At 59.2% G+C, this 17,613-nt stretch carries 17 protein-coding genes; 12 read left to right on the forward strand and 5 right to left on the reverse strand.

Annotation, left to right across the window (positions count from 1 at the left end; genetic code table 11):
- Nucleotides 1–56: 56 nt before the first annotated feature.
- A complete protein-coding gene (gene mrcA / locus AB8804_RS18235) occupies nt 57–2,609 on the reverse strand; it encodes a peptidoglycan glycosyltransferase/peptidoglycan DD-transpeptidase MrcA (RefSeq protein WP_371188671.1) in 2,553 nt (850 codons plus the stop codon).
- Between the two features lie 120 nt (nt 2,610–2,729).
- On the opposite strand from mrcA, the gene pilM reads away from it, so the two are divergent.
- From pilM to trpS, 12 genes are all read left to right on the forward strand, one after another.
- On the forward strand, nt 2,730–3,506 hold the full coding sequence (pilM, locus tag AB8804_RS18240; protein ID WP_371188673.1) for a pilus assembly protein PilM: 777 nt from the start codon (nt 2,730–2,732) through the stop codon (nt 3,504–3,506).
- Nucleotides 3,503–4,003, forward strand: coding sequence for a PilN domain-containing protein (locus AB8804_RS18245; RefSeq protein ID WP_371188675.1), 501 nt, complete (start codon nt 3,503–3,505; stop codon nt 4,001–4,003). Before pilM ends, AB8804_RS18245 begins: the two co-directional genes overlap by 4 nt.
- A gap of 3 nt (nt 4,004–4,006) precedes the next feature.
- Nucleotides 4,007–4,465: a HofO gene (locus AB8804_RS18250; protein WP_371188677.1), complete on the forward strand. Its 459-nt coding sequence runs from the start codon at nt 4,007–4,009 to the stop codon at nt 4,463–4,465.
- Nucleotides 4,455–4,850 carry a HofP DNA utilization family protein gene (locus AB8804_RS18255; RefSeq protein ID WP_371188679.1) on the forward strand — a complete coding sequence of 132 codons (396 nt, stop codon included), beginning with the start codon at nt 4,455–4,457 and terminating at the stop codon, nt 4,848–4,850. Before AB8804_RS18250 ends, AB8804_RS18255 begins: the two co-directional genes overlap by 11 nt.
- Nucleotides 4,762–6,000 (forward strand): DNA uptake porin HofQ, encoded by a 1,239-nt coding sequence (gene hofQ, locus AB8804_RS18260; protein ID WP_371188681.1) that lies wholly within the window; start codon nt 4,762–4,764, stop codon nt 5,998–6,000. The genes AB8804_RS18255 and hofQ overlap by 89 nt, the downstream gene beginning before the upstream one ends.
- Nucleotides 6,001–6,286: 286 nt before the next feature.
- On the forward strand, nt 6,287–6,808 hold the full coding sequence (gene aroK, locus AB8804_RS18265; RefSeq protein WP_010436374.1) for a shikimate kinase AroK: 522 nt from the start codon (nt 6,287–6,289) through the stop codon (nt 6,806–6,808).
- 59 nt (nt 6,809–6,867) lie between these two features.
- Nucleotides 6,868–7,956, forward strand: a complete 1,089-nt coding sequence (aroB, locus tag AB8804_RS18270) for a 3-dehydroquinate synthase (RefSeq protein ID WP_371188684.1) — start codon at nt 6,868–6,870, stop codon at nt 7,954–7,956.
- 92 nt (nt 7,957–8,048) lie between these two features.
- On the forward strand, nt 8,049–9,341 hold the full coding sequence (damX, locus tag AB8804_RS18275; RefSeq protein WP_371188686.1) for a cell division protein DamX: 1,293 nt from the start codon (nt 8,049–8,051) through the stop codon (nt 9,339–9,341).
- 67 nt (nt 9,342–9,408) lie between these two features.
- Entirely contained in the window at nt 9,409–10,221 is an 813-nt protein-coding gene (gene dam / locus AB8804_RS18280; protein WP_371188688.1) for an adenine-specific DNA-methyltransferase, read from the forward strand.
- Nucleotides 10,222–10,262: 41 nt separating this feature from the next.
- Nucleotides 10,263–10,940 carry a ribulose-phosphate 3-epimerase gene (gene rpe / locus AB8804_RS18285; protein ID WP_371188690.1) on the forward strand — a complete coding sequence of 226 codons (678 nt, stop codon included), beginning with the start codon at nt 10,263–10,265 and terminating at the stop codon, nt 10,938–10,940.
- Nucleotides 10,933–11,694 (forward strand): phosphoglycolate phosphatase, encoded by a 762-nt coding sequence (gene gph / locus AB8804_RS18290; protein WP_371188692.1) that lies wholly within the window; start codon nt 10,933–10,935, stop codon nt 11,692–11,694. The genes rpe and gph overlap by 8 nt, the downstream gene beginning before the upstream one ends.
- A complete protein-coding gene (gene trpS, locus AB8804_RS18295; protein WP_371188694.1) occupies nt 11,687–12,691 on the forward strand; it encodes a tryptophan--tRNA ligase in 1,005 nt (334 codons plus the stop codon). Before gph ends, trpS begins: the two co-directional genes overlap by 8 nt.
- Before the next feature lie 137 nt (nt 12,692–12,828).
- Here the strand turns inward: trpS and AB8804_RS18300 are convergent, their stop codons facing one another.
- The 4 genes from AB8804_RS18300 to nirB all read right to left on the reverse strand — a co-directional run bounded on the left by AB8804_RS18300 (nt 12,829) and on the right by nirB (nt 17,515).
- A complete protein-coding gene (locus AB8804_RS18300; protein ID WP_371188696.1) occupies nt 12,829–12,999 on the reverse strand; it encodes a YhfL family protein in 171 nt (56 codons plus the stop codon).
- 144 nt (nt 13,000–13,143) lie between these two features.
- Nucleotides 13,144–14,517: a siroheme synthase CysG gene (cysG, locus tag AB8804_RS18305; RefSeq protein WP_371188698.1), complete on the reverse strand. Its 1,374-nt coding sequence runs from the start codon at nt 14,515–14,517 to the stop codon at nt 13,144–13,146.
- 131 nt (nt 14,518–14,648) lie between these two features.
- Entirely contained in the window at nt 14,649–14,975 is a 327-nt protein-coding gene (nirD, locus tag AB8804_RS18310; RefSeq protein ID WP_371188700.1) for a nitrite reductase small subunit NirD, read from the reverse strand.
- The gene (gene nirB, locus AB8804_RS18315) at nt 14,972–17,515 is read right to left on the reverse strand and encodes an NADPH-nitrite reductase large subunit (RefSeq protein ID WP_371188702.1); all 2,544 of its coding nucleotides are present in this window, start codon (nt 17,513–17,515) and stop codon (nt 14,972–14,974) included. Before nirB ends, nirD begins: the two co-directional genes overlap by 4 nt.
- Between the last annotated feature and the right edge of the window lie 98 nt (nt 17,516–17,613).

The raw sequence follows: 17,613 nt of genomic DNA on the forward strand, positions 1-17,613 counted from the left end.
CTTCACCTTACCCGGCCTGTATTGTTGCCCGGTTTTGACCGGGCATTTTTTTTTGCTTAAAACAGCTCGTGCGTCTCGCCGTTATCAATCAGCGTCGTTCCCACCTCATGCACCGCCTGCGTGGTTGGCTGCGTGCCTTCGATGAAATACTCCGCGCGGCTGTTGCCGCCGTTGGCCAGCTGGCCGGTGCTGCGATCGATATTGACGGTCACAATGCCCGGCGGCGGGGTCAGCGGCTGCTCCGGCACGCCCTCGAGGACGGCCTTCATGTACGCGTCCCACGCGGGCTGCGCGCTTTTCGCGCCGCCTTCGTAACCGGAAATCTGATCCTTAATCGCGCCAGACGCCGTGGTGCGGCCCAGGTCACGGCGGTGATCGTCAAACCCGATCCACACGGAGGTCACGACGCCCGGGCCATAGCCTGAGAACCACGCATCCTTCGAGCTGTTGGTGGTCCCGGTTTTGCCGCCGATGTCGTGGCGCTGCAGATCGCGGCCCGCTCGCCAGCCGGTTCCCTGCCAGCCCGGCTCGCCGAAGATATTGGTGTTCAGCGCGCTTTTAATCAGGAACGACAGCGGCGTATTGATGACGTGCGGGGCATACTCCTGCGCGCCCGCCTGCGCCACCAGCGCCTGATTGGCCTGCTCCAGCTGAGGCTTCGGCACGGCCAGATTCTGCTGCTCCTGAGAAATGGCAACGTCTTCCATGTCCTTGTTCTCAAGCACGTTTGATTTCGGCGTATCGCCGTAAATCACCGGCAGGTCGCACTCTGGGCAGGCGATTTTCGGTTTTGCTTCGAACAGCACGCCGCCCTGGTCGTTCTCGATTTTGGTGATGAAATACGGATCGACCAGGAAGCCGCCGTTAGCCATGACCGAATAGCCGCGCGCAACCTGAAGCGGCGTAAAGGAGGCCGAGCCCAGCGCCAGCGATTCGGTGTGCACAATGTTCTGCGCCGGGAAGCCGAAGCGCTGCAGGTACTCTGCCGCATAGTCGACGCCCATCGCGCGCATGGCGCGCACCATCACCACGTTTTTCGACTGCCCCAGACCCTGACGAAGGCGAATCGGGCCCGCGTACTGCGCCGGAGAGTTCTTCGGCTGCCAGTCGGAACCTGCACCGGCATCCCAGCGGGAAATTGGCACGTCGTTTAGAATGCTGGCAAGCGTCAGCCCTTTATCCATCGCGGCGGTGTAGAGGAACGGCTTGATGTTCGAGCCGACCTGACGCAGGGCCTGCGTCGCGCGGTTAAACTTGCTCTGGTTGAAATCAAAGCCGCCCACCAGCGCCATGATGGCGCCGTTTTGCGGATTGATGGAGACCAGCGCCGAGTTTACGTCCGGCACCTGCGCCAGCCACCAGGCATCGTCAACCTGACGGACCCAGATCTGCTGCCCGGTTTGCACCGCGTCGGTGACTTTGCGCGGCGTTGGCCCCTGCAGCGTGTCGGAACGGTACGGACGCGCCCAGCGGATGCCGTCCATGCGCAGCGACACCGACGTGCCGTCTGCCATCATGGCGACCGCTTCCTGCGGATTCGCATCGGTGACCACCGCCGGTAGCAGCGGGCCATACGTCGGCAGCGCTTTCAGCGAATCGGTAATTTTTTTGCTATCCCACGCGCTTTCGCCCACTTTCCACAGCACGTTCGACGGGCCGCGATAGCCGTGGCGCATGTCGTAGTCCATCACGTTGTTGCGCAGCGCCTGCTGTGCCGCCTGCTGCACTTTGCGGGTGACGGTGGTGTAGACGCGATATCCGTCTTCGTAGGCATTCTCACCGTAGCGGCTCATCATCTCCTGACGAACCATTTCGGTGAGATACGGCGCGGAGAAGGCGATCTCCGGCGCGTGGTAATTGGCGTCAATCACGTCGCTGCGCGCGCTGTCGTACTCGCTTTGGCTGATGTAGCCTTCGCTCAGCATGCGGGAAAGCACCACGTTACGGCGCGCGGTTGCGCGGTCCAGCGAGTAGAGCGGGTTAAACGTTGACGGCGCTTTAGGCAGGCCGGCAATGGTGGCCATTTCGCTTAAGGTCAGCTGGTCAATCGGCTTGCCGAAGTAGACCTGTGCCGCCGCGCCCACGCCATAGGCGCGATAGCCAAGGTAGATCTTGTTGAGGTAGAGCTCGAGGATCTCATCCTTGTTCAGCAGCTGCTCAATGCGGATCGCGAGAAACACCTCTTTGATCTTACGCATCAGCGTCTTTTCAGGGCTGAGGAAGAAGTTACGCGCCAGCTGCTGCGTAATCGTACTTGCCCCCTGTGACGCGTGGCCGGAGAACAGCGCTACGCTGGCGGCGCGGAAAATACCCACCGGATCGACGCCGTGGTGCTCGTAAAAGCGGCTGTCCTCGGTCGCGATAAAGGCTTTCACCATCACAGGGGGGATTTGGTTAAGGGTCAATGGGATACGGCGTTTTTCACCGTATTGCGCCATCAGCTCGCCATCGGCGCTGTAGACCTGCATAGGGATCTGAAGCCGCACATCACGCAGTGTGGCGACATCGGGCAGCTGTGGCTCAATATATTTGTACAAACCATAAATCGAGCCTGCTCCCAGCAGAATGCAACAGACTGCAAGGATCAATAAATACTTTACGAACTTCACCGGAGATTTCCCATTTGGTTCCACTTGGGCAGTTTCTAAACAATCGCGCGGTAGTATAAAGGCAAGCCTGATTCATTGATATAGCCGTCAACCCGACGGGCGATAAGGAGATCGTGAAGCATGGCTTTCAAAACGTGGCAAACGGGCGTTCATATTCAACACGATAAGGTGCGGATTGTGGCGCTAACGCGGGAGAAGCAGGCCTGGCGCCTGCGGCGCTGGTGGGCCGTTCCGCTGGCCGAGGGCATCATCCGCGACGGGAAAATTATCGAGCCGCAGCGGCTGATTGATGCCCTGCGCGGCTGGCGGCAGGCATTGCCGCACTACCACCGGATATACCTCTCGTTTCCCGCCTCAAGGACGCTGCAAAAGACCCTGCCGCGCCCGGCGATGTCACTGCGCGACAGCGAGCAGGTCTCGTGGGTTGGATCGGCCTTATCGCGCGAGCTGGAGATGCCCGCTGACGCGCTTTGCTTTGACTACACGCAGGACACCTTCAGCAATACCTATCACGTGACGGCCGCACAAAATAAAGAGGTCGATGCGCTTTTGGCGCTGGCCGAAGCGCTGCGCCTGCGGCTGGTGGCGATCGTGCCGGACGCTGGCGCGCTGAGAAACCTTCTTTCAGCCGCTGCGCCCGCGCAGTGCGTCGCATGGCGCGATGAGCACCAGTGGCTCTGGGCGATGCGCCACCAGTGGGGGAGGCGGCTGGTGACGGAGGCGGCCACTCTTGCCGACCTGGCGGCGCTCCTCGCGCTTTCTGCCCGCGAAATTGCCCTGTTCGACGATGCCCGCGACCCGTGGGAAACCGTCGCGCGCTGCCACCCCCCGCTGCCCGACGGCGGTGCGGATTTTACCGTTGCCATTGCGCTGGCGATGAGCGAGACGCAGCCATGAGAACGGCGAATCTCTTTCCGTGGCGATCGCGTCGACAGGCGCGCTGCCTGCGCGTCTGGGGCGGGGCGTTTGCCGCCTCGCTGCTGGCCGTCGTGGCGCTCATCGGCGGGCTTCGCGCGGACGGGGCCGTGACGCTGCGGGCGAAAAGCAGCGTACTGGCGGGCATAAGGGAGGTGAATCAGGCGCTGGCTGCCCGGCAGGCGCAGGGGATCGCCACGCAAACGCAGGCGCTAGAGCCAATGCATCCTCCGGTGCCGTGGCCGTCGGCGCTGGCGTCCGTTGCCAGCGTGCTTCCCCCGCAGGCATGGCTGAGCGAGCTTCGCTATGAGCCGCCCACGCTGGTGCTGACGGGCTATGCCACCGCGCTTCCGGCGCTCTCCACCCTGCGCGGCGAGCTTGGGAAAATCGTGGGGTTCACGCCCGGACAAACGGGTGAATTGCAGCAGGATGCCGAAGGGCGATGGACGTTCATTTTTCAGGTGAAAAGCCAGGGGTAGCGCGTGGACAGCATTTTTGAACGCTGGTGCGAATGCCGCCGCGGCGCGCGAGCGCTCTGCTGGGGGATGGTCTGCCTCGTCGTGACGGCGCTAGCCTGGGCAACGGTGCTCAAGCCGCTGAACAGGCAGCTTGCCGAGCGTCAGGGGCAGCTAAGGCAGGCACTTCGCGGTAACGCCGCGCTGTGGCCCACCGCCCTCAGGGTCGCGCAGGGCACGGCGCCTGAGGCTCGCGTCGCGCAGCCATTCTCGCCGCTGGCCTTTCAGGGGAACGGCACGACGCTGGTGCGCTGGAAGCCGCTGCCCGCGGGCGGCGAGCTTACGCTTGACGCCGACTGGCCGCGCATCCCGGATATTTTCGACCGGCTGGCGCAGCAGAGCGCCGGGGTCAGCGCCTTCGTCATCGCGCCGCACGCCGGACGGTTACGCATCGCGATTCAGCTGGAGCTTTATCATGGGACGTAACGCACGGTGGCTGCTGCTGAGCGCGCTGTATTTGCTGACCGGCATGCGCGATCCCTTCCGTCCGCCGGACGACATTTGCGGCGTGGGGCAACTGGCGCAGTGGCGCTATCAGGGACACGTCAGCGGGCTGGGCATTTTGCAGAACGGGAATAAGCGGTGGTACCGCGTAAAGCCAGGCGATCGGCTGCCGCCGGGCTGGCGGGTTGTCTCTCTGGACGAAAAGGCGCTGGTCGTTGAGGTTGGCGAAACGTGCGATCCCAAAGCGTGGATCTGGCAACGAGAAGGAATAAAAAAGGATGAAGTTAAGGATAGCGATCGTGCTGCTCATGTTCTGCAAGCCGCTGTGGGCCGCGACGCCAAAGCCGGTCACCCTCGCGGTGGATGATGTGCCCGTCGTGCAGGTGCTCCAGGCGCTGGTTGCCCAGGAGAACCGCAACCTGGTGGTATCTCCCGACGTCGGCGGCTCCCTGTCACTGAATCTTACGCGCGTGCCCTGGCGGCAGGCGCTGCAGACGGTGGTCAACAGCGCAGGGCTAGTGATGCGCGAAGAGGGCGGCATTTTTTATGTCAACACGGCGGCGTGGCAGCGCGAGCAGCAGGCGCAAAAGGAGCAGGAGAAGGCGCGAAGGCAGCTTGAGGCTCCGCTGGTGTCGCACAGCATTCCCTTTTCCTACGCGGACGCCGGAGAGCTTCAAAAAGCCGCGGAAAAGCTGTTGAGCCCGAAAGGGAGCTTATCCGTCGACAAACGCACCAACCGCCTGCTGGTACGGGATATCCAGACGACGCTGGACGCGCTTCAGCGCTGGGCCGAGCAGATGGATCTGCCCGTCGAGCAGGTAGAGCTGGCGGCGCACATCGTGACCATTAACGAAAAAAGCCTGCGCGAGCTGGGCGTGAAGTGGAATCTGGCGGAGGCTGCGGACGCGGGCAAAATCGGGCAAATAACCGCACTCGGTGCTGACCTGTCGGTAGCGAATGCCACAACCCACGTCGGGTTTAACATCGGCCGCATCAACGGCAGGCTGCTGGATCTGGAGCTCTCTGCGTTGGAGCAAAAGCAGCAGGTGGATATCATCGCCAGCCCGCGCCTGCTGGCGTCGCATATGCAGCCGGCCAGCATTAAACAGGGCAGCGAGATCCCTTATCAGGTATCCAGCGGGGAAAGCGGTGCAACGTCTGTGGAATTTAAAGAGGCCGTGCTGGGGATGGAGGTCACGCCGGTTGTTCTGCCGGGGGGCCGCGTGCGCCTTAAGCTGCACATCAGCGAAAACATGCCGGGGCAGGTGCTGCAGCAGGCAGACGGCGAAACGCTGGCGATTGATAAACAAGAAATCGAAACGCAGGTGGAAGTGAAAAGCGGCGAGACGCTGGCGCTGGGCGGTATTTTTTCGCAAAAAAATAAAACGGGCCGCGACAGCGTGCCGGGGCTCAGCGCCATTCCCTGGCTCGGGCAGCTGTTTCGCCACGACGGTAAGGACAACGAGCGGCGGGAGCTGGTGGTATTCATTACGCCGCGTCTGGTAGGGATTCATTAATGGGTCACGATCCCCGCAATGATTTTGCAGTCAGTTTGTTGCAGATGTTTGACGTGGGGCATGAATTAGCATACAAGGAGTACCGATTCGAGTTGGACTTACGTCTTGATACGCTATGCGTTTGGTGCGGTGATTTAATCAGTTGCCAAACAAGCCGGAGTATTGAGATAATTTTTAGTCTGACTCTCGCTCTATTGCATATGAGGTTTCAGTTCATGTCCTGCTACGCGAGGTGTCTGCGAAGCGGGGATTACCATTAACGAATAGTCTTAGTAGTACCGAAAAAATGGCAGAGAAACGCAATATCTTTCTGGTTGGGCCTATGGGTGCCGGCAAAAGCACTATTGGGCGTCAGTTAGCTCAACAACTCAATATGGAATTTTACGATTCTGATCAAGAGATTGAGAAACGAACCGGAGCTGATGTGGGCTGGGTCTTCGATGTAGAAGGCGAAGAAGGTTTCCGTGACCGAGAAGAAAAAGTGATCAACGAACTCACGGAAAAACAGGGCATTGTGCTTGCGACTGGCGGCGGCTCTGTGAAATCTCGCGAAACCCGCAACCGTCTCTCCGCCCGTGGCGTTGTGGTCTATCTTGAGACGACCATCGAAAAACAGCTGGCACGCACGCAGCGCGATAAAAAGCGCCCGCTGCTGCAGGTGGAAACGCCGCCACGTGAAGTTCTGGAAGCCCTGGCTGGTGAACGCAATCCTCTGTACGAAGAGATTGCAGATGTGACCATTCGTACTGACGACCAGAGCGCTAAAGTGGTTGCAAACCAGATTATTCATATGCTGGAAAGCAACTGATTCTGGCTTTATATACACTCGCCTGCGGGTAAAAGCATTATTAAGGTGGATGTCGCGTCATGGAGAGGATTACAGTTACTCTCGGGGAACGTAGTTACCCTATCACCATCGCGGCTGGTTTGTTTAACGACCCAGCTTCCTTCTTACCACTGAAAGCGGGTGAACGGGCGATGTTGGTAACCAACGAAACCCTGGCTCCGCTTTATCTCGACCGCGTTCGCCACCTGCTTGAACAGGCGGGCGTGCACGTCGACAGTGTGATTCTGCCTGATGGCGAGCAGTATAAAAGCCTGGCGGTGCTCGATACCGTCTTTACCGCACTACTGCAAAAACCGCATGGTCGCGATACAACACTGCTTGCCCTGGGCGGCGGTGTTGTGGGCGATCTGACGGGGTTTGCCGCCGCCAGCTATCAGCGTGGCGTGCGCTTTATTCAAATTCCTACCACGCTTCTTTCGCAGGTCGACTCTTCTGTCGGCGGTAAAACGGCGGTGAACCATCCCCTCGGCAAAAACATGATCGGCGCGTTCTACCAGCCGGCATCGGTTGTTGTGGATCTCGACTGCCTGAAAACCCTGCCAAAACGCGAGCTGGCCTCCGGGCTGGCTGAAGTGATCAAGTACGGCATTATTCTTGACGGCGAGTTCTTCAACTGGCTGGAAGAGAATATGGATGCCCTGCTGCGCCTTGACGGTTCGGCTATGGCGTACTGCATTCGCCGCTGCTGTGAGCTGAAGGCGGAAGTTGTCGCGGCAGACGAGCGTGAAACGGGCTTACGTGCTTTACTCAATCTGGGGCACACGTTTGGTCACGCCATTGAAGCCGAGATGGGCTATGGCAACTGGCTTCACGGAGAAGCCGTCGCGGCTGGCATGGTGATGGCGGCACGTGCGTCTGAGCGTCTCGGTCAGTTTAAACCGCAAGAGACGGCGCGCATCATTGCACTGCTTGAGCGTGCGGGATTACCGGTCACTGGCCCGCGTGAGATGTCAGCACAGGCGTATTTACCCCACATGATGCGCGATAAAAAAGTATTGGCAGGCGAGATGCGTCTTGTGCTCCCGCTTGCAATAGGGAAAAGTGAAGTGCGCGGTGGAGTATCGCACGATGTCGTTCTTGGCGCTATTGCTGATTGCCAGCAGGCGTAACTACTAGAAAGGTCAGGCCACTTTTACGGGTGGTCGTTTAGCTTCAGGCGAAATGCAAAGACGTTGGCATAAGCCTTTGAGTGGGGTGTTAAATGGATGAATTCAAACCAGAAGACGAGCTGAAACCCGATCCCAGCGATCGTCGTACTGGTCGTTCTCGTCAATCTTCAGAACGTGATAACGAGCCGCAGATCAATTTTGACGATGTCGATCTGGATGCAGACGATCGTCGCCCTTCGCGCACGCGCAACGCGCGCGACGAGCGTGCAGAAGAAGGTTATGAGTCCGATGAAGAGCCAATGGACGAAGAGCCTGTAGAGCGTCGCCCGCGTAAACGTAAAAAAGCCGCAGCCCAAAAGCCGGCCTCCCGACAGTACGTCATGATGGGACTGGGCGTTCTGGTTTTACTTCTGCTGATTATCGGCATTGGTTCAGCCCTGAAATCGCCATCCTCAACCTCAGGTCCGCAAACCGCGTCCACTGAGAAAAATATCGACCTGTCCGGTTCTGATGCAGCCGACCAGGCTAACGGCGCGCAGCCCGCACCGGGCACCACGTCTGCCGAGCAGACTGCCGGTAATACAACCACGCCGCAGGACGTCTCCCTGCCGCCGGTGTCTTCTACCCCGACTCAGGGACAGGCACCCGCCGCGCCTGAAGGCCAGCAGCGCGTTGAGGTTCAGGGCGATCTGAACAACGCGCTGACGCAGCCGCAAAATCAGGAGCAGATGAACAACGTTGCGGTAAGCTCTACGCTGCCGACTGAACCTGCCACCGTTGCGCCAATTCGTGGCGGCAATGCGCAGCAGCAAACTGCCGCAGCAGAAACCAAGCCGCACCAGACTCAAACACAAACAGCGCCGCGCCATGAGCGCAAGCAGGCTGTGATTGAGCCGAAGCGTGAAACCAAACCGCAGACCGTGGCAAAAGCACCTGAAGCGAAAGCGCCAGCGCAGCCGAAACGCACGGAAACGGCCAGCCAGCCAGTAAAAGCGCCTGCGGCAACGCCAGCGCCAAAAGCCACGGCAACCACGGCTGCCCCTGCAGCTACGGCAGCGCCTGCCGCCGCGGCAGCCAGCTCTGCTGCGGGTAAAACGACGGGCAACGTGGGTTCCCTGAAGTCTGCGCCAGCCGGTAACTACACGCTGCAGCTGAGCAGTTCGTCTAACTATGACAACCTCAACGGTTGGGCGAAGAAATCGAACCTGAAAAACTACGTGGTTTATCAGACTACCCGTAACGGGCAGCCATGGTATGTGCTGGTGAGCGGCGTTTATGCGTCAAAAGACGAAGCAAAACGTGCCGTTGCAACGCTGCCAGCCGATGTTCAGGCGAAAAACCCGTGGGCGAAGCCGATTCATCAGGTCCAGGCCGATCTGAAGTAATGTTTAAAGCGCAGGATGCTGTCGGAGCTTTCTCCACAGCCGGAGAAGGTGTAACCAGTTAGTCAGCATGAAAAAAAATCGCGCTTTTCTGAAATGGGCAGGGGGTAAATACCCCCTGCTCGATGATATTAAAAAACACCTGCCGAAAGGCGAGTGCCTTATTGAGCCCTTCGTGGGGGCGGGATCGGTGTTCCTGAACACCGATTTTTCTCGTTATATCCTGGCGGATATCAACAGCGATCTCATTAGCCTCTATAACATCGTTAAGCTGCGTACCGACGAGTACGTGGAAGAGGCGCGCAAGCTGTTCACGCCGGAGAACAACAGCCCGGACGTTTACTACCAGTTCCGCACTGAGTTTAACCAGTGCCAGGATCCGTTCCGCCGCGCGCTGCTGTTCCTCTACCTCAACCGTCACGGCTACAACGGCCTGTGCCGTTACAACCTGCGCGGTGAATTTAACGTGCCGTTCGGCCGCTATAAGCGTCCTTACTTCCCTCAGGCCGAGCTGCACCATTTTGCTGAAAAAGCGCAAAACGCCGAGTTTCACTGCCTCTCCTATGCGGAGTGCATGGAAAAAGCGGATGCACAATCCGTGGTGTACTGCGATCCGCCTTATGCCCCGCTGTCCGCTACGGCGAATTTCACGGCGTATCACACCAACAGCTTTAGCCCAACCGAGCAGGCGCATCTGGCGCAAATGGCGGAAAAGCTGGTCAGCAAAAGAATTCCGGTGTTAATTTCGAATCACGACACGCCTGATACGCGCGAATGGTACAAAACCGCGCAGCATTTTCAGGTCAAGGTGCGGCGTAGCATAAGCAGCAACGGCGGCACGCGTAAAAAGGTGGACGAACTTCTGGCTCTTTATCGCCCCTGAGCCGTTTTGCCCGCCGGTAAATACATTTCAAGGAGATGCGGATGAAACAGTTTTTGATTGCTCCCTCAATTCTGTCGGCCGATTTTGCCCGCCTGGGTGAGGACACCGCCAACGCCCTCGCGGCTGGCGCGGATGTCGTCCATTTCGACGTTATGGATAACCACTACGTTCCCAATCTGACCATCGGCCCGATGGTGCTCAAGGCGCTGCGCAGCTACGGCATCACCGCGCCGATTGACGTGCACCTGATGGTGAAGCCGGTCGATCGCATCGTGCCGGACTTTGCCGCCGCGGGGGCCAGCATCATTACCTTCCACCCGGAAGCGTCCGAACACGTGGACCGCACCCTTCAGCTGATTAAAGAAAACGGCTGCAAGGCGGGCCTGGTCTTTAACCCGGCCACGCCGCTGACCTACCTGGACCACGTGATGGACAAGCTGGACGTGATCCTGCTGATGTCCGTTAACCCGGGTTTTGGCGGTCAGTCGTTCATTCCGCACACGCTGGATAAGCTGCGTGAAGTGCGTCGCCGTATCGATGAGTCCGGCTACGACATTCGTCTGGAAGTGGACGGCGGGGTGAAGGTCAATAACATCGGTGAGATTGCCGCAGCGGGCGCGGATATGTTCGTTGCAGGCTCGGCCATCTTCGATCAGCCAGATTACAAAAAAGTGATTGATGAAATGCGCCAGGAGCTGGCGAAGGTAAGTCATGGATAAATTGCAAAAAATACGCGGCGTCGCTTTTGACCTCGACGGCACGCTGGTGGACAGCGCGCCGGGCTTAACGAGCGCCGTAGACCAGGCGCTGTACGCGCTTGAGCTGCCCGTTGCGGGTGAAGAACGCGTCGTGACGTGGATTGGCAACGGTGCGGACGTACTGATGGAGCGCGCCCTGACCTGGGCTCGCCAGGAGCGCGCGTCTCAGCGTTCAGCGCAGGGTAAACCGAGCGTTGACCACGCGGATATCCCTCAGGACGAACAGCTGCGCGTTCTGCGCAAATTATTCGATCGTTTCTACGAAGAGACGGTCGAAGAGGGGAGCTTCCTGTTCCCGGACGTGGTCGACACGCTGAGCGCGCTGCACGCCAGCGGCATTCCGCTGGGCCTGGTGACCAATAAGCCGACGCCGTTTGTCGCGCCGCTGCTGGGCGCGCTGGATATCGCCCACTATTTCACCGTGATTGTTGGCGGTGATGACGTGCAGAACAAAAAGCCGCATCCGGAACCGCTTCTGCTGGTGGCAGGAAAATTATCCTTAACGCCTGCGGAGCTGCTCTTTGTGGGGGATTCCCGCAATGATATTCTGGCTGCTAAAGCGGCAGGCTGTCCTTCCGTTGGCTTAACCTATGGCTACAACTACGGTGAGGCTATTACGCTGAGTGAGCCGGACGTTGTGTTCGATCGCTTCAAAGATTTATTGCCCGCGCTCGGGCTCTCGCAAAGTGAACAGCAGGAATTGAAAAATGACTAAGCCCATCGTTTTTAGTGGCGCACAGCCGTCGGGTGAATTGACCATTGGTAACTACATGGGTGCGTTGCGTCAGTGGGTAAACATGCAGGACGACTACCACTGCATCTACTGCATCGTTGACCAGCACGCCATCACGGTTCGTCAGGACCCGCAGCAGCTGCGTAAAGCGACGCTGGATACCCTGGCGCTCTACCTGGCGTGCGGTATCGATCCTGAAAAGAGCACGATTTTCGTGCAGTCTCACGTGCCGGAGCACGCGCAGCTGGGCTGGGCGCTGAACTGCTACACCTACTTCGGCGAGCTGAGCCGCATGACGCAGTTTAAGGACAAATCGGCCCGCTATGCCGAGAACATCAACGCCGGTCTGTTCGACTATCCGGTGCTGATGGCTGCCGATATTCTGCTGTATCAAACGAATCAGGTTCCCGTTGGCGAAGACCAGAAGCAGCACCTGGAGCTGAGCCGCGATATAGCCCAGCGCTTTAACGCCATTTACGGCGACGTGTTCAAAGTGCCCGAGCCGTTCATTCCGAAATCCGGCGCGCGCGTGATGTCGCTGCTGGAGCCGACCAAGAAGATGTCCAAGTCTGACGATAACCGCAACAACGTTATCGGCCTGCTGGAAGATCCGAAGTCGGTGGTGAAGAAGATCAAACGTGCGGTGACAGACTCTGAAGAGCCGCCTGTCGTTCGCTACGATGTGAAAGAGAAAGCGGGCGTGTCCAACCTGCTGGATATCCTTTCCGGCGTGACCGGTCAGAGCATTTCTGAGCTGGAGCAGCACTTCGAAGGCAAGATGTATGGCCACCTGAAGGGCGAAGTGGCGGAAGCCGTTTCCGGCATGCTGGTCGAGCTGCAGGAGCGCTACAACCGTTTCCGCAACGACGAAGCTTTCCTGCAGAAGGTAATGAAAGACGGCGCGGAAAAAGCGAGCGCACGCGCGTCAGAAACCCTGAAAGCGGTGTACGAAGCGATTGGGTTTGTGGCCAAACCTTGAGTCTGCTTGCCGGGTGGCGCTGACGCTTACCCGGCCTACGGGATCGAGTAGGTCGGGTAAGGCGAAGCCGCCACCCGACAAAAACAGCCCAAACAAAAAAACCGGGAAATCCCGGTTTTTTTACGCCTGAAAATCGCTTACTGCTGAGCCGCCGGGCCGCAGCCACCGATGATCTTAGAAATGGAGATCGCCGGGTGCAGCAGGTAGTCATAGCTGCAGTTATTTTTGGTGTTTTCAACGTGGCCGGTGCAGGCGGTCAGGGTTGTTAAGACGCCCACCAGAACGGCGGCTTTTGCCAGTTTGAACATACTAATTCCTTGTACTCAAATCGATAATGTATTTAACACGAGGGGAAAAAATGGAAAGGTTCCATTTCGCAGGCGGTATGTTATCGACAGCAGTAACAGGGGAGTAGTCCGGTTAAGGACTACTCGAAGAGGGGAGAGTATGCGTCAGTGATGTGAAAACCAGTTCAGCTTCTCGCGCAGTTCCACCACGCGGCCCACGATAATCAGCGCCGGGCTTTCCACCTGCTGCGCCAGGTCGCCTAGCTGAGTCAGTACGCCATCCACCACGCGCTGCTTAATGGCCGTGCCATTTTCCACCAGCGCGACCGGCATATCCGCTTCCATACCGTGCTCCAGCAGCTTCGCCTGGATCGTTGTGGCCTGGTTCAGCCCCATATAGAACACCAGCGTCTGCTTTTCGGCCGCCAGATTATGCCAGTCCAGCTCGCTGCCGGTTTTCAGGTGGCCCGTCACCAGGCGCACGCTTTGCGCGTAATCGCGATGGGTTAACGGAATGCCGGAGTAGGCCGAGCAGCCCGATGCCGCCGTAATGCCCGGCACCACGGAGAACGGAATGCCCGCATTGCACAGCGTTTCCAGCTCTTCGCCGCCGCGGCCAAAGATAAACGGATCGCCGCCCTTCAGGCGCACCACGCGCTTGCCCTTCTGCGCTTCGCGCAGCAGGATCTGATTAATCTCTTCCTGCGGCACGCAGTGATAGCCCGCGCGTTTGCCGACAAACACGCGGTCGGCGTCGCGGCGGACCAGATTCATGATGTCGTCGGACACCAGGCGGTCATAAACCACGATGTCCGCCTGCTGGATCTGCTGTAGCCCTTTGAGCGTCAGAAGCCCGGCATCGCCCGGCCCGGCGCCGACCAGCACCACCTCACCGCGATGGTCCAGCGGCTCGGAGAGTAACCGCTCGGTCGTCTCTTCTACGGCTTTCGCGTCCTGATTGGCCAGCGACTGCGCCAGGCGATCGTTGACGAAGAACTTCTCCCAGAAGCGACGGCGCTCGCCCACGGTTGCGAAGGTTTTCTTCACCCGGGAGCGCAGCTGGCCCGCGTAGCGCGCCACCTGGCCAAGATGCTGAGGCAGTATCGACTCCAGCTTTTCGCGCAGCAGGCGGGCCAGCACCGGTGACGTTCCGCCGGACGAGACGGCCACCATCAGCGGAGAACGGTCGATAATCGACGGCATGATGAAGCTCGCCTCTTTCGGCGCATCCACCACGTTGCAGAAGATGCGGCGCGCTTCGCAGGCCTCGCTGACGCGCTGGTTAACGGCGTCATCGTCGGTTGCGGCAATGGTCAGCCAGCAGGTCTCCAGCAGGGATTCATCAAACTCCCCCTGAACCAGCGTCAGCATTCCCTCCTGCGCCCACACGTCGAACTGCGGTGCAAAGGCGAGGGCGTTAACCGTGAGGCGCGCACCGGCCTCTAACAGCAGGCGCGCTTTGCGTTCAGCGACATCGCCACCGCCGACGAGCAGGCAGTCGCGGTTGCGTAATTGACAGAATATGGGCAGGTGATCCACGACATTACCTCTCAAGAATGGGCTTTCGCCAGCGTCGTTGCGATGAAGCGCGAAGTCGGGTGCTTCGCTTTGGGGTGTAGCATAGCAGCATCGTGCCAACAGCAATACGGGGGCATTGCGCCCCCGTCTATTTAGCCTTTCAGCTGAACCATACCGTCTTTGACGCGCACGTCGTAGTGCTTCACGGAATGGCTTTCATCTTCCATACAGTGCCCGTCGGTTAAGCGGAAACGCTGCTTTTTCAACGGGCTGGCGACCCACAGGTCACCCTGATGTTCAGCGATAATCCCGCGTGACAGCACGCTGGCGTCGAAGAACGGGTCGATGTTGCTGATGGCAAAAACCTGCTCGTCGCGGCGCGGGCGGAAGATGGCCACCTGTTCCTGGCCCAGCAGCGCGCACACGCCGGTTGCGGGCAGAATGTCGTTAATGCTGCAGATATCTAGCCACTGGCTCATGCGTTTTCCTCCACCAGGGTCACCGGAATGCGTTCATAAGGCGTTGCCGGACGGTGCTGTTCACGCTCAGGAACGACCTGCACGTTCGGATCGCGCTGGATGCTGTTGATAAAGTGCTTGAAGCGAACCTGGGAGGACGGCGTGTTGACCGTTTCCGTCCACTCGCAAATCACCGCTTCGCGCAGGCGAGACATCTCTTCTTCCAGATGCGCGTTCAGGCCAAGCTTATCGTCGATAATGACCGATTTCAGATAATCGATGCCGCCTTCGAGGTTATCTAACCACGGCGCGGTGCGGGTCAGCTTGTCGGCGGTGCGGATGTAGAACATCATGAAGCGGTCGAGGTAGGCGATCAGCGTCTCGCGGTCGATATCCGCTGCCAGCAGGTCCGCGTGGCGGGGTTTCATCCCGCCGTTACCGCAGACGTACAGGTTCCAGCCCTTCTCGGTGGCGATGATGCCCACGTCTTTACCCTGCGCCTCAGCACATTCACGGGTACAGCCGGAAACGCCGAACTTCATTTTGTGCGGGGTGCGGATGCCTTTGTAGCGGTTTTCCAGCTCAACGCCGAAGCCCACGCTGTCGCCCACGCCGTAGCGGCACCAGGTGCTGCCCACGCAGGTTTTCGCCATGCGCAGCGCTTTGGCGTACGCGTGGCCGGTTTCAAAGCCCGCTTCAATCAGCTGACGCCAGATTTCCGGCAGGTCGTCTTTCTGCGCGCCAAACAGGCCGATGCGCTGAGAGCCGGTGATTTTGGTGTACAGGTTAAATTCGCGGGCGATGCGGCCCACTGCCACTAGCCCTTCCGGGGTGATTTCCCCACCGGCGGAGCGTGGGATCACGGAGTAAGTGCCGTCTTTCTGGATGTTGGCCAGGAAGTTATCGTTGGTGTCCTGCAGCGGGGTATGTTCCGGCTTCAGAACGTATTCGTTCCAGCAGGAGGCCAGCAGGGAGCCGACGGTCGGTTTACACACTTCGCAGCCGTAGCCCTGGCCGTGTTTTTCCAGCAGTTCGTCGAAGGACTTAATGCCTTCCACGCGGATCAGGTGGTACAGCTCCTGGCGAGAATAGGCAAAGTGCTCGCACAGGTTGTTGTTCACCTCGATGCCCTGCTTCGCCAGCTCGGCGTTGAGCACCTGAGTGACCAGCGGAATACAGCCGCCGCAGCCGGTACCGGCTTTGGTTTCGGCCTTCAGCGCCGCCACGGTGTGGCAGCCCTTGTTGATGGCCGCAACCAGCATGCCTTTGGTGACGTCGAAGCAGGAACAAATCTGCGCGCTGTCCGGCAGCTTATCAACGCCGATGGACGGCTTGCCGCTGGAGGCGTGAGCCGGAAGGATCAGCGCGTCCGGGTTTTCCGGCAGCTCGATGGCGTTCAGCACCAGCTGCAGCAGGTTGCCGTAGTCGCTGGTATCTCCCACCAGCACCGCACCGAGCAGGGTCTTGTTGTCCTGGCTGACAATCAGGCGCTTATAGACTTCTTTGCTTTCGTCGAGGTAGACGTAGCTGCGCGCGCCCGGCGTGCGGCCGTGCGCATCGCCGATGCCGCCAACGTCTACGCCCAGCAGCTTCAGCTTGGCGCTCATGTCCGCGCCTTCGAAGGCGTTTTCGCTGCCGAGGATATGGTCAACGGCGACCTGCGCCATTTTGTAGCCCGGCGCGACCAGGCCATAAACGCGGTTGTTCCAGCTGGCGCATTCGCCGATAGCGTAGATGTCCGGGTCTGAGGTCTGGCAGGAATCGTTGATCATGATGCCGCCGCGCTGGGCGACGGCCAGGCCGCACTGGGTCGCCAGCTTGTCGCGCGGGCGAATGCCGGTGGAGAAGACGATGAAGTCCACGTCCAGATCGCTGCCGTCGGCAAAGCGCATGGTTTTACGCGCCTCGGTGCCTTCCTGCACGATCTCTTTGGTGTTCTTGCTGGTGTGAACCTTCACGCCCATGCTTTCAATCTTGCGGCGCAGCTGGTCGCCGCCCATGTGGTCAAGCTGCTCGGCCATCAGCATCGGGGCAAATTCGATGACGTGAGTTTCAACGCCGAGGTTTTTCAGCGCGCCAGCGGCTTCCAGACCGAGCAGGCCGCCGCCGACCACCGCGCCGCGCTTGCTGCGGCGGGCGCAGGATTCAATGGCGTTCAGATCTTCAATGGTGCGGTAAACGAAGCAATCCTGCGTTTCAGACCCTTTGATCGGCGGGATCCACGGGTAGGAGCCCGTCGCCATGATCAGCTTGTCGTAAAAAACCGTGCGTCCGGCGCTGGAGTGGATCACCTTTTCCTGACGGTTAATGGTGATCGCGCGCTCGCCCACCAGCACCTTCACGCCGTGCTTCTCGTAAAAACCTTCGCGCACCAAAGAGAGCTCTTCGGCGGTATGATGGGAGAAGTAGGAAGAGAGGTGCACGCGGTCGTACGCCTTGCGGGGTTCTTCACAGAACACGGTAATATCGAACTGGGCGGCGTCGGCTTTATCGAGAAGATCCTCAATAAAGCGGTGACCGACCATGCCGTTACCGATGATAGCGAGTCTGACTTTGCTCATTTTTGCCTCGATTTCTTTTCTATTACCGCCTACCTTAACGATTCAGCAGGGGCGCTTATTGATGCAAATCAAATACGCCTTAACCTACCCCCTAGGTG

The sequence above is a fragment of the Enterobacter sp. KBR-315C3_2022 genome, assembly GCF_041399425.1.
Taxonomy (GTDB): domain Bacteria; phylum Pseudomonadota; class Gammaproteobacteria; order Enterobacterales; family Enterobacteriaceae; genus Enterobacter.